Genomic DNA, 11,616 nt, shown 5'->3' with positions numbered 1-11,616 from the left:
ACATGATAAAAATCTTTAAAAACTTACGACAAAAACTATTACAGGAAAACAAAACTGTTGGCTATTTAAAATACGCCATTGGCGAAATTGTTTTGGTGGTTATTGGTATTTTGATCGCGCTACAAGTGAATAATTGGAATACCGCCCGAAAGAACAACCAAAGTGAAGTTGCTTATTTAAAAAATCTAAAAAATGACCTAATCAAACAAAAACAAGATCTCAAAACGTATAAAATAATTGAAAGGCAATACTTCGCCAATGGTGAAAAAATAAAAAACCTCTATTCAGAAACACAAGGTTTTGAAAAGCTGGATAGTCTTTTTATCTGGCTTAATTCCATGATGACCCGAATCACTTTTCGGTCGTCAAACACCACCTTTACCGAATTGAGTTCCTCCGGAAATCTAAATCTCATTCACAACGATGCTCTTAAAAAAAATCTGGTTGCCTATTATCAACAGTTAGAGCGATTCACGTCGATAACGGAAAAAAACAATACGAACCTCGTAGATGGCACTTTTGATAAAAATATATTTCCCTTGACAATTTTTGGCGATCAATACTTAAGCAATTCTGTAAAATTAGTAATCAACATGGATTCCCTTTCTCAGAAAAAAATGGATTACAGCCATTTTAAGCCTTATATATCAGCCCAATTAAAATTACCTGAAAATCAATTAAAAATATTGAATATGGTAAACTTACGCATATTTATTTCCTATGCACATGTTCAGTTTTACGATCAAATCGACCGTACTACTACAGCATTGATCGACTCCATTAACGAAGAAATAAAAGCCATCTCTAACCATGATTAAAATATTTCGAAATATCCGCCAGAAACTTCTAAAGGAAAACAAAACAATAGGCTATTTAAAATATGCTATCGGAGAGATTATACTTGTGGTTATTGGTATTTTAATAGCGCTCCAAATTAATAATTGGAATGAAAAACGCAAGGATACACTTAAAGAAAAATCCGTTCTAGCCGCTATTCATGAAGAATTTTTACAAAATAGAAAACAATTAGATTCTGTTATTTCTTATCACAAAAAATCATTCCATGCCTGTGAAAAATTGATAAAGCTTTTCCCTATAGACATCGAAAAAGATAATTTAGATTCCATAAGTTCTTATTTGAACAAAGTGTTTTATACCTGGACCTTTAATCCTTCACAAGGTTCTGTTAATTCCATAATTAGTACCTCATCTTTTGATATTATCCGAAATAAAGAATTACGGGATCTCTTAATTTCCTGGCCTGATATGGTAGCCGATTTTCAAGAAAATGAAATTCAGGCACGTCAAACGATTTACAATGAATTTGATCCTTTTTTTTCAAAAAATCTTGATTACAACTTTAATTTTAAAGATAAGAGAAATCACCTTGAGGCATTATCATCGCTAGAATTTGAGTATCTTATCAGGCTTCGATATGATAATTTGAACGATGTTGTTGGAAAATCCGGTAGTTTTCCAATAGTAACTAAGAGCCTTGATGATATCATTCGGTTATCCCAAAACTTCAAAGATTTATGAAACTTTTCAGAAAACTTCGCCAAAAACTTCTAAAGGAAAACAAAACTGTTGGCTATTTAAAATATACTATGGGTGAAATAATTCTGGTGGTCATTGGGATTTTAATTGCCTTACAAGTGAATAATTGGAATGAAGAACGAAAAGAACATCACGCCATGATAGTAGCCCTAAAATCCCTTTCCGAGGATCTTCAATTAGACAGCATACAAATTAACGAAGAAATTAAAACCATTACATTAGACCTTAGTTATCTGAACAAAATCAGAAAACGCTTATCTAAACCAACCGCAACAATAGATACCTTAAAACACATAGCGCGTTACGAATTTGTGCCATTCTTTGATCCCAGTAATGAAATAAACAGAAATACGATAGTTTCCTTATTAAATACAGGCGACATCAATTACTTTGAAAACGATCTTAAGAACAGAATTCTAAAATTAAATTCACAACAACTAAAATTATTGAAGATCATGGATGAAAACGTTTCTATTTATCTCAATTCCCAATTCAACAAATATTTTCTTCTTCAAAGTGAATCAACAGATAATTTAAAATCATCCATCATTTCAGGCCCTTTACTCGAAAAATACTGGTCAAATTTAAATGAGAAAGACCTTTTAGAGGTTATGCTTTCTAAACTGACTAATAAAATCATCATGGACCAATTTTTAATCTCCACAAAAAAACAGTTGCTAGAAAATACGATCGACATGCTCGAGTACATCCATAATACAAAACTCCTGAATGATTAATAGCTATACATCAATTTCAAAAATTATAAGCTACATATGAGTGGATTCGACATCGTTATTGTAATTGCCGTTATTCTATTTGCCAGATTAGGCGTTAGGCTTGTTTCCAGGTTCATTCAAATGAAAAAAAATAAGAAGAACGACCATGATTAACTTTTTTCGAAATATCCGCCAGAAGATGCTTAAAGATGGGAAAACCATCGGTTATCTAAAATATGCCATTGGTGAAATTATATTGGTAGTCATTGGAATTTTAATGGCTCTACAAGTAAATAACTGGAATGAGCATCGCAAATTAAGACTTGAAGTAAAAGAGACTATAGGTTCTTTAAAACAAGAGTTAGAGGATAACATTGGTGAAACCAATGGTTTTGTAAATTCAGGCTATATTCTTGGAGATATTTTAAGAGCATTGAAAACCAACGGTCATTTTGAACGCCCCGACAATGAAAATTTCGGATCTTTTTATGGCGATTTTGACCTGTTTGATACGTTTGTAAGGGAATTAAATACGGAGAATTTAGATCACTGGATTTCTCTGGAAAAAGACCTGACCTCCGAAGAGAAAGACTTCCTTCCGGTGGTAAAAGAATTGAAAAAAACCATTTTGGAACGACGGGTCTGGGAATCGAAAGCAACAGACCTTAGCTTACAACGCTTTAAGGAATTTGCTGATGATTTATCCTGGTTTTATAATACAGACAGTCTTTCGAATTTGAAAAGGGAACAGTACATAAAGACAAATCCGGAATTCCGAAATAAGGCCATTCACTACCTTAATTTTCAACTCAATGAAAATGTGTATTACGGCTCCTACATTCGTAATTTATCATTGATTATGCTTTGGAAATTAAAATCACTTGAAGAAAATAAAACCAGCGCGAATATTAAAGACCTTTTAATAGCCAATCATTTAAAACCCTTCAAATCGTACCCTTGTGATACATCTTTGGTAATGCAACCTGAATCTTTAGGTTTTCGTAATTCGGTTTTGGTATTTAACGCAACGGATGAGCTCAAAACCTTTAAAAAAATTAAACAAAATGGAGCTTCCCCTCTAAATTTTACGCTCAAACCGAATACATTTTATATGCCCAGCATTAATGAAAATGAATATATTCAAGAGGGTAGCGATTGTAAAACCCGGTATGCTCCTGTAAAATATGGTTTCTTGGTTTTAGAAAACAATTAAGACCCATATAATTAAAACATTAAATCATGGAAACAAAAGAAATTATATATCTCGTTGCCTTTGCTTTAATCCTTCGCATTGTAATTCGATTGGTTATAAAGATCCGACGAGAAAAATCTGAAACTCAGGAAAACAATAATAGCGCCGAAAACTTATGATTAAATTCTTCAGAAACATCCGCCAAAAACTGCTTAGGGAAAATAAAACCATGAGCTATTTAAAATACGCCACTGGTGAAATTATCCTGGTGGTCATAGGAATTTTGATTGCCCTACAGGTGAATAACTGGAATGAACACCAAAAGGAAAAAGCAACAGAACAAAAGGTATTAAAGGCCTTACTTAAAGAATTTCAAGGCAATCAGAAAGGTCTCGATCAGGCTATCAAAACGAGTAATTCTAATTTGAAGGCAACCGTGGAAATCGGGAAATACACCGGTCCGCAACTTCCCGATTATAACGGAAAAGAACTCAACCATCTTATTGCTGATGCCTTCGCAGGCATGCCTAAGGTAACACCAAGTCTGGGCACTCTGCTTGAAGTAATAAACTCCGGAAAACTGGGCGTAATCTCAAATCGGAATCTCAGGTCAGAGCTGTCATCATTTGAGTCGGTTCTGGATAATGTGCATTCACAAGAGAACTTCGTTATTTTGCAAGGAAATAATGCTGCTCAATTTTTTTTTGAAGAAGGAAATTTTAGAAATCACCTGAATACACTAAATTTTGATTTAAGCGGCATGTCGCCCAGTAAGTTTCCACCAAACAATTTTTTATTTCTTGAAAACCCTCAATTTGAAAACTACCTCTATTTATATATGGCCACGCTAGACAATTTAGAGAAAAACAGTTATTCCCCCTTAAAAGCGAAACAGGATAAAATCATTCAATTAATAGAATCCGAAATCAAATAGATTGTTTTACCCATTTTCCCAATGATAAAAATTTTTAGAAATATACGTCGAAAGCTGCTTAAAGAAAATAAGACCATAGGTTATTTAAAATATGCCGTGGGAGAAATTTTGTTGGTCGTTATTGGAATTTTGATCGCTTTACAAGTTAATAACTGGAATGAGGAGAGGAAATTTAAACTTCAAGAAGCTTTGATACTCCGGGATATTAAATCTGATTTACAAGCCTCCATTTTAGAAGTCAATGATAACATCGCTTTTAATAGCAGAACAATTAAGAATAATTTAAAAATTATAACATACCTGGAAAAAGATTTGCCTTATGACACCTCTTTAGATACCGTTTTCGGACAAATTACCAATTGGGCGAGTCCTTATTTTTCTTATTCAGCCTACGAGTCCCTTAAAAACAAAGGTCTGGATTTAATTGAAAATGACCGTTTAAGAAAAGATATTGTACATCTGTACGATTACGAATTTGCCAACCTGATAAAAGATTACGACCATTCGGAGTGGGTCTTGGCCCAAAGTGTTCGATATCCTATTTTTAATGAGCATATTCGTGTTTCATTGGATTACGACCCGACAAAACCAACCTCAGGAAAACCTAATGATTATGAAGGATTAAAACGGAATGATGCTTTTATAAACATGCTTCATAAAATTGTGGATACGAGAAACCATGGAATTACTAAATTAAATGAGGTGAAATTTCAAATACAAAACGTAATTAAAGGAATTGATCAGGAACTCAAGAAATAAAAATAAATATGATAAAGTTATTTCGAAACATCCGCCAAAAACTGCTTAGTGAAAATAAAACCACGAGCTATTTAAAATATGCTTTAGGTGAAATTGTGCTTGTTGTCATTGGAATCTTAATAGCCTTGCAGATCAACAACTGGAACGAGGCCCAAAAGCATGCCAAGAGTCGCGTTAATTACACCAAATCCTTAATTTCCGATTTGGAAAAAGACAGTATTCAATTGATAGTCGAGAATCAAAATCTGACAGGCCGTTTAAACGCTCTGGCGAAAGTCAAAAAACGTTTATCAAGTCCATTGGCTACTTTAGACACTCTAAACCATATTATCAGGTATGAACACGATCCCTCCTTTGTGACGAATGAACCTATAAACAAGAATACTTTTGCTAGTTTAACCTCAACGGGAAATATTGAGTTTTTTGATCAGAGCCTTGCGGAGGCTATTCAAAATTATTATCAAAACGCCTCTTTTGTTGAAGGGTTTCATGAATCGCAATTAACTTTTTATAAAAATATGTTTACCCAGTACCTGGCAACTGTTCCTTTGGCCGGTACGGCTAGAGGAAGAGCTTCTAAAATAATCGTTCAGGATAAACTGGAGGACGCACTGTGGCAGGAAGCGGATCTTCCAAAAATTCATAGCATCTATAGAGGACAGTGCTCGATGCAACTCAATTTATTTGCTGCATTTAAACGTTTGAACAATAATCTAATTAAAGTAAACCATGAGCTCTCACAACAATTAAAAAACAGTTTATAATGGTCAATTTTTTCAGAAAAATGAGAAAAAATACGCTTTCAGAAAGCGGTACGGTGAAATATTTAAAATACGCCATTGGTGAAATTATTTTGGTCGTTATTGGCATTTTGATTGCTCTTCAGGTAAATAATTGGAATGAAGGACGAAAAGCACTGATCAAAAGAAACGAGTTTACCCGGTCTCTATTGCGCGAATTGAAACAAGACACTACAGATTTCAAAGCAAGACACCAGGCTATTACTGAAGATTTTGAGCAATTTGATGCTTATGAGCTCCGATTGAGTTCAAACAGCGCTACGATCGATACCATGAAGCACATCGCCAGGTTTGAGTTCAATCCGGCCATAGACGGTAAAAATATGTATAGCAATAACACCCTAAAAGCGCTTCAAGAATCCGGCGATATTCAGTTGTATCCCAGACATGTTCAGGAATTGATGCTTTCACTTTTGTCACAACAGGACTATTTTCAGGGCATCACCGTGCTTTTTCTAAAAGAATTTCAGAGTGCTTTTCAGAAAATGAACGATCTGGCCACCAGACCTGAAAAGAACAGGTATTTTTCAATTAATGAAAAATTTAAGTCGGAAACCTGGGATCATTTGAACGAGGTCGAATTTATTACAGTTTTTGATAATTTGATAAATTCAAAAATAACCTATAACAAATACCGAATTCAGTCTGACAAGTTGCTTTCTGAAAAAACAGAAGAACTCATAAAAACCTTACAAAGTTTCAATCAAAAATGATAAAACTCTTTCGAAACATCCGTCAAAAATTGCTGGCAGAAAATAAGACAACCAGCTATTTGAAATACGCCATTGGTGAAATTATTTTGGTCGTTATCGGGATTTTAATTGCTTTACAGATCAACAACTGGAATGAGAAAAAACAAAATGAAAGCAAAATAAACACCATTCTTGAAGATATTCAAAAAGATCTAACCGAGGATGTTATAAATGCCAATGAAGTTTTTGAAAGTTTTATGAGTAAAGACTCCCTGCGGAAATTGTATATGGCTGATAAATTAGATATTAACCAATATGGTTTTATCTATTATTACTCAAATTTTATTATTCATAAAAACGGCTATCTTAATTTAACACGAAACAGTAACAATATTCCCAAAAAATATGGCGAGGTATTCAAAGATTTAAATGATTTATACATAAATACCGCTCAGGATATTCCGGTTTACAATGAGCGCATCCGAAACACTGTTTATAACGCTCTGGATTATATTGCCAAAAACAAATCCTGGTTTTTAGATTGGCAGTTTGGGAAAATTACCCCGGACATCGAATCGTTCTATAAAACAGATATGAATTACAGAAATGGCGTTGGACTTTTTATGAATGATCTCAAGAATTTAACGAAAGACACCAATATATATAAAGTTAAAGCTATCGACGTATATCATGAAATAGACAGCTTGCTAGGTAAATCAAGTCCTGTTCCTGAGTTCATGACTTATCATTTAAAGGATTCGCTGTTTTTGAAAAAATTAGAGGGTACGTATACAATTCACGAGGGGCCAAAATTATTTGACTCAAATGACATTAAAATAAAAGTTGAAAACGGAAAACCTTATATCAAGTTCGTTGGTAATGAAGACTTTACCAACCTAACACTTTATTGGTACAAAGACAAAACATTTTTTTTAAATCAGCTCATTTTCAAATTTGAAACGGAAGGAAATCAAACTTTACTTAAGATAACTTCAAGAACCGGTATTACAAAATGTGTTAAGAACTAATGCCAGAAACCAAAAAAATCTTCAAATAAAAAATTTTTGAAATAGTTGTAATTTGCGAATTACCAAAACCAAAACTCATGGCGAAACGCATTCAACTCGGACTAAAACAAAACTGGAAACAATTCAGTCTATTGGTTTTGGTAAATGCCTTTGTGGGCGGTATGGTAGGTTTGGAGCGCAGTATTATTCCCCAATTTGCCGAACAGGAATTTGGTTTAGCTTCAAAGTCGGCCATTTTATCATTTATAGTGGCTTTTGGTGTCACCAAGGCCGTCGCTAATTATTATACAGGCAAGTTGGCCAATCGCTTTGGCCGAAAATCCTTACTGCTTTTTGGCTGGTGTTTAGCCATTCCTATTCCTTTTATTCTGATCTATGCACCAAGCTGGAATTGGGTTATTGCCGCCAATATGCTGCTAGGTTTAAGTCAGGGGCTTACCTGGAGTAGCACCGTAGTCATGAAAATAGACCTGGTAGGCGAAAAAGATCGTGGTTTAGCTATGGGATTAAACGAATTTTCAGGTTATCTGGCTGTTGGTATTGTGGCATTTTTAACAGGTTATGTGGCCCAGACCTATGGGGTAACACCATATCCGTTTTATGTTGGAATTTTTATTTCGGTTATGGGTTTATTGGTCACTATATTGTGGATAAAAGACACACGGCACCATGTTCATGTAGAAAGTAAAACAAATGAAACTGAAGTGTTGAGTCATGTTTTTATGGAAACCACTTTTAAGAATAAAACGCTGAGCTCGGTAACGCAGGCCGGACTTATAAATAACCTCAACGACGGCATGATCTGGGGTTTACTACCAATATTGTTGCTTACACTTCATTTTAATAACCAGAATATTGGAATTATTACGGCATTGTATCCAACGGTTTGGGGCATTGGCCAGCTTTTTACCGGAAAAATGTCCGATCATCTTTCTAAAAAGAAAATGTTGTTTTGGGGCATGTTCTTGCAAGGTATTGCCATAATTTTTATGCCATTTGCCACCAGCTATTTTTGGTTAGCAAGTATTTCAGTAGGCTTAGGGTTGGGAACCGCGCTGGTATATCCTACATTTTTAGCAACCATCGCACAAGCTACAAGTCCGAAACAACGTGCGGAAAGTATTGGTGCCTTCCGACTTTGGCGTGATCTGGGTTATGCTTTTGGAGCTATAATTTCCGGGATCACGGCTGATATTTTTGGGTTGAAATATGCCTTTCTTCTAATTGGTTTTTTAACCATTTTATCTTCTCTTATTATTAAGTTCAGGATGCCAAAAAACTTAAAATCTTAAACGTAAGCATTCTGAGCAAAAAGCAATTAAATCGCAGGTTTGCACTATTCATCTTGATACTCATGATATTATTTTTTTATCAAAGTTGTAGCTTTTCTGAAACACAAACCGGGACCATGATCTGGAGTAGTGGAAAGTTTTCAATGAATTTGATATCAAAAGGTATCGCCGTAGTCTTATTGATAAGTTTTCCGGTGTATTTTTTTCTTCGGAAGAACTATTAATAGTCCTGATAATTTAGATTAAATCCATCCGTTTAAAATTTTTAATTGCTCTTTAAGAGTATTAAATTTATTTAAAAATGGCTTGATTGAGGAAAAGGGTTAGAACACATTTCTAAAATTAAAATCTTGATATCATGATTGAGCAAATCGACACTTACGAAGGCAATATCCTCGCCGTTGAAATTATTGACGGTTTTACCGAAACCGACGAAAAAATATGTCAAAAGTTTTTTAATGAAAAGCTGGCTGAAGGCTTTGATTATGTGAATGTTCTAATTAAACTAGACGAATTAAAATTGAGTCATAGCAGTACGAAAGCCTTTATGGAAGACATTATCTGGACCTTACGCCATTATAAACAGATGGGCAATCTGGCTATTGTAGCCCACTCTAAGATTTTAAAAGCGTTAGTTCCCATTGACGGATTCTTTTTTGAACGCCTGCGAAAGGGGTTTGAAGAGCGTTATTTTGATGCTTCGCAAATGGATAAGGCTTTGGATTTTTTGAAAAAATAAACGCTGTCATTTAAATGAAAATCTCTGTCTTATTTACTTTCCATATAGGACTGCCATTTTATAAGCACATATTTAGCTTTACCATGCTCTTGTCGTTTTAAAAATCCAAATTCATAAACAAACAAGTACACATCGCCTTGGGCGTTTTTCCAATAATGGGTGAAAAAATTAGGGTCGAAACCCTCTTTAAAGATTATTTCAGATCGAATGGTAGCTTTCCCGGCTTTATTATATTGTTTTAAAATTTTACGATTAAGCTTGAGTTGGTTGTCCACTCTATTATAAAATCGAGGCTCTTCCGCTTTCGATCTTTGATAATGGTAGGAACTCTTGCAGTACTGGTCACAAAATTTCTTATCACTGCGACCTTCTAAAATTTTACCACAAGCCAGGCATGTTGCGGGTTTCAGAGATTTGGGGTTTCTCATAATCGTACAGTATACGTTTAATATGCGTGTAAGATACAATATTCAAATATTTAACAAGTAATATTGTATCGGTTAATAATTTGTTTAACTATGGTTTTAAATGTGATAAGTCCTTACCGAAATTGCTTAAAGCTAAATTATTATTTAATTAATAAGGACTACTTTCTAACCTTGAAAACTATAGTTTAAAGTTACTGCGTTTTGGTGGTTTGCAGTAACTTCTTAGGTCGACAGCGGCTTTAAATAATCATGCCCGGAGCTTTGCGTTGAGAGAGACGCAGTAGAGCCGGACTTAATCTGATAAGTTTTCCCTAAATCTATCATAACCTATTGTTTTTAGCTGCTGTGACTTAAAGTTTTTCTATTTTTTAACTGAAAACCAGGAGTTTATAAAATTTATATTGTAATATTATGAATTGGATAAAGGTAGTCCCAAAAGACTTTTATTCATAATTATGAAAAAGTAATTAACTAATCTACTTATAAATCTTTCAGTCATGGTAAATCATAATTATTCCCTCATTGCCCTAATTGTACTCGCAAGTATCAATACGCTTATTGTTTTTTGGTTTGTTTTTCAGGCTTTTAAATATTTTAAGCGTAAAAAAACGGTAATCAGGTAGCATTAGTAGAACGTTTATTTAAGCCCACTTAATACTAATACCGGGATCTTACTGGAAAATTCTTTTTTCAGGATCACATTTTTTTCCCACTGTTTAGTGAAAAAGCCTCGTTTTCTGCGAACTACGCATAAGAGGTCTGGTTTAATACTTTCCTGATGTTGTAAAACCCCTTGATATGTTGTTGGGTTCTCTGTTTTTTGTACTGTATCTGTGATGCCCTTCATTTCCTCACCCAAATTAAAGTCAGAAGGTTTATAAAAGGTCGTCTTAACCAATAGTAAATTCACTTTAGCATTAAAGGTCATCTTAATTTCTCTTAAAGGGTTTAGAGCTTCAGGCTTTCTTAATAGTGCAGATTTTACCGCGAATAAAATATTTTCAAAAGGTTTAAAAACCGTTTTTTCGGGAACAATCAACGCCGGAATTTGCGTATGCTTAATAATTTTTCCCGATGTTTTTCCCAAGAACACCTCATCCTTTACAGAGGTAGTTCGTGGCTCTACCATGAGCAGATCAATATCCGCGGCTTTGCAAGCCATTTCAAGGGTGTCGATCAAATCACCTTTCAAAACCTTAATAGTAATATCAACACCTTTAGTATTTATTCGTGCCACCAATCGCTTTAAGGTTTTCAGGCTTTCGCGCTCAATAATTTTGTCAACTTTTATCATCGTTCCGGCTCTTGTGTACACATTATAAACTTGTATCACAAAGAGTTTCGCGCCAAAAGCTTCAGCAAAATCAATAGCATATTGTAAGTGGCGAGAGGCATTTTTAGAGGTACCTATAGGAACTAAAATATTTTTCATTTTTGAAAGTATTAGAACTAAATTTACACAAAATTAGTTAAACCCAA

14 protein-coding genes are annotated in these 11,616 nt (G+C 34.3%); 12 read left to right on the top strand and 2 right to left on the bottom strand.

What is annotated here, in order from left to right:
• The first annotated feature begins 2 nt into the window (after positions 1-2).
• The 12 genes from ABD682_RS03935 to ABD682_RS03880 all read left to right on the top strand — a co-directional run bounded on the left by ABD682_RS03935 (position 3) and on the right by ABD682_RS03880 (position 9,709).
• The gene (locus tag ABD682_RS03935; protein WP_344739222.1) at positions 3-818 is read left to right on the top strand and encodes a DUF6090 family protein; all 816 of its coding nucleotides are present in this window, start codon (positions 3-5) and stop codon (positions 816-818) included.
• On the top strand, positions 811-1,539 hold the full coding sequence (locus ABD682_RS03930) for a DUF6090 family protein (protein ID WP_344739220.1): 729 nt from the start codon (positions 811-813) through the stop codon (positions 1,537-1,539). The genes ABD682_RS03935 and ABD682_RS03930 overlap by 8 nt, the downstream gene beginning before the upstream one ends.
• Positions 1,536-2,294, top strand: a complete 759-nt coding sequence (locus tag ABD682_RS03925) for a DUF6090 family protein (protein ID WP_344739218.1) — start codon at positions 1,536-1,538, stop codon at positions 2,292-2,294. Before ABD682_RS03930 ends, ABD682_RS03925 begins: the two co-directional genes overlap by 4 nt.
• A 145-nt stretch (positions 2,295-2,439) precedes the next feature.
• Entirely contained in the window at positions 2,440-3,486 is a 1,047-nt protein-coding gene (locus ABD682_RS03920; RefSeq protein WP_344739216.1) for a DUF6090 family protein, read from the top strand.
• A 26-nt stretch (positions 3,487-3,512) separates the two neighbouring features.
• Entirely contained in the window at positions 3,513-3,644 is a 132-nt protein-coding gene (locus tag ABD682_RS03915) for a hypothetical protein (RefSeq protein ID WP_344739214.1), read from the top strand.
• Entirely contained in the window at positions 3,641-4,399 is a 759-nt protein-coding gene (locus ABD682_RS03910; RefSeq protein WP_344739212.1) for a DUF6090 family protein, read from the top strand. Before ABD682_RS03915 ends, ABD682_RS03910 begins: the two co-directional genes overlap by 4 nt.
• A 21-nt stretch (positions 4,400-4,420) precedes the next feature.
• Positions 4,421-5,158 carry a DUF6090 family protein gene (locus ABD682_RS03905; protein ID WP_344739209.1) on the top strand — a complete coding sequence of 246 codons (738 nt, stop codon included), beginning with the start codon at positions 4,421-4,423 and terminating at the stop codon, positions 5,156-5,158.
• 8 nt (positions 5,159-5,166) lie between these two features.
• Positions 5,167-5,922, top strand: coding sequence for a DUF6090 family protein (locus ABD682_RS03900; protein ID WP_344739206.1), 756 nt, complete (start codon positions 5,167-5,169; stop codon positions 5,920-5,922).
• A 20-nt stretch (positions 5,923-5,942) separates the two neighbouring features.
• Complete coding sequence (locus tag ABD682_RS03895) at positions 5,943-6,671, top strand: DUF6090 family protein (RefSeq protein WP_344739204.1); 729 nt, start codon at positions 5,943-5,945, stop codon at positions 6,669-6,671.
• Complete coding sequence (locus ABD682_RS03890; protein WP_344739202.1) at positions 6,668-7,678, top strand: DUF6090 family protein; 1,011 nt, start codon at positions 6,668-6,670, stop codon at positions 7,676-7,678. The genes ABD682_RS03895 and ABD682_RS03890 overlap by 4 nt, the downstream gene beginning before the upstream one ends.
• A gap of 77 nt (positions 7,679-7,755) precedes the next feature.
• Complete coding sequence (locus tag ABD682_RS03885) at positions 7,756-8,970, top strand: MFS transporter (RefSeq protein WP_344739200.1); 1,215 nt, start codon at positions 7,756-7,758, stop codon at positions 8,968-8,970.
• Between the two features lie 358 nt (positions 8,971-9,328).
• Positions 9,329-9,709, top strand: a complete 381-nt coding sequence (locus ABD682_RS03880; protein ID WP_344739198.1) for a SpoIIAA family protein — start codon at positions 9,329-9,331, stop codon at positions 9,707-9,709.
• Positions 9,710-9,738: 29 nt separating this feature from the next.
• Here ABD682_RS03880 and ABD682_RS03875 read toward each other — a convergent pair whose 3' ends face one another.
• Both ABD682_RS03875 and ABD682_RS03870 read right to left on the bottom strand, forming a co-directional pair.
• Positions 9,739-10,137, bottom strand: a complete 399-nt coding sequence (locus ABD682_RS03875) for a hypothetical protein (RefSeq protein WP_344739196.1) — start codon at positions 10,135-10,137, stop codon at positions 9,739-9,741.
• A gap of 637 nt (positions 10,138-10,774) precedes the next feature.
• A complete protein-coding gene (locus ABD682_RS03870) occupies positions 10,775-11,569 on the bottom strand; it encodes a universal stress protein (RefSeq protein ID WP_344739194.1) in 795 nt (264 codons plus the stop codon).
• Positions 11,570-11,616 lie beyond the last annotated feature (47 nt).

Origin of the sequence: Gaetbulibacter aestuarii, assembly GCF_039537665.1 — a bacterium.
GTDB classification, from domain to species: domain Bacteria; phylum Bacteroidota; class Bacteroidia; order Flavobacteriales; family Flavobacteriaceae; genus Gaetbulibacter_A; species Gaetbulibacter_A aestuarii.
Note: the sequence above shows the minus strand (reverse complement) of the source record. Positions and strands in the feature narration are given on the sequence as shown.

Excerpts from the sequence above, each read along its gene's own strand:
- ABD682_RS03935 (WP_344739222.1), top strand. The coding sequence starts at position 3 with ATGATAAAAATCTTTAAAAACTTACGACAAAAACTATTACAGGAAAAC.
- ABD682_RS03930 (WP_344739220.1), top strand. The coding sequence starts at position 811 with ATGATTAAAATATTTCGAAATATCCGCCAGAAACTTCTAAAGGAAAAC.
- ABD682_RS03925 (WP_344739218.1), top strand. The coding sequence starts at position 1,536 with ATGAAACTTTTCAGAAAACTTCGCCAAAAACTTCTAAAGGAAAACAAA.
- ABD682_RS03920 (WP_344739216.1), top strand. The coding sequence starts at position 2,440 with ATGATTAACTTTTTTCGAAATATCCGCCAGAAGATGCTTAAAGATGGG.
- ABD682_RS03915 (WP_344739214.1), top strand. The coding sequence starts at position 3,513 with ATGGAAACAAAAGAAATTATATATCTCGTTGCCTTTGCTTTAATCCTT.
- ABD682_RS03910 (WP_344739212.1), top strand. The coding sequence starts at position 3,641 with ATGATTAAATTCTTCAGAAACATCCGCCAAAAACTGCTTAGGGAAAAT.
- ABD682_RS03905 (WP_344739209.1), top strand. The coding sequence starts at position 4,421 with ATGATAAAAATTTTTAGAAATATACGTCGAAAGCTGCTTAAAGAAAAT.
- ABD682_RS03900 (WP_344739206.1), top strand. The coding sequence starts at position 5,167 with ATGATAAAGTTATTTCGAAACATCCGCCAAAAACTGCTTAGTGAAAAT.
- ABD682_RS03895 (WP_344739204.1), top strand. The coding sequence starts at position 5,943 with ATGAGAAAAAATACGCTTTCAGAAAGCGGTACGGTGAAATATTTAAAA.
- ABD682_RS03890 (WP_344739202.1), top strand. The coding sequence starts at position 6,668 with ATGATAAAACTCTTTCGAAACATCCGTCAAAAATTGCTGGCAGAAAAT.
- ABD682_RS03885 (WP_344739200.1), top strand. The coding sequence starts at position 7,756 with ATGGCGAAACGCATTCAACTCGGACTAAAACAAAACTGGAAACAATTC.
- ABD682_RS03880 (WP_344739198.1), top strand. The coding sequence starts at position 9,329 with ATGATTGAGCAAATCGACACTTACGAAGGCAATATCCTCGCCGTTGAA.
- ABD682_RS03875 (WP_344739196.1), bottom strand. The coding sequence starts at position 10,137 with ATGAGAAACCCCAAATCTCTGAAACCCGCAACATGCCTGGCTTGTGGT.
- ABD682_RS03870 (WP_344739194.1), bottom strand. The coding sequence starts at position 11,569 with ATGAAAAATATTTTAGTTCCTATAGGTACCTCTAAAAATGCCTCTCGC.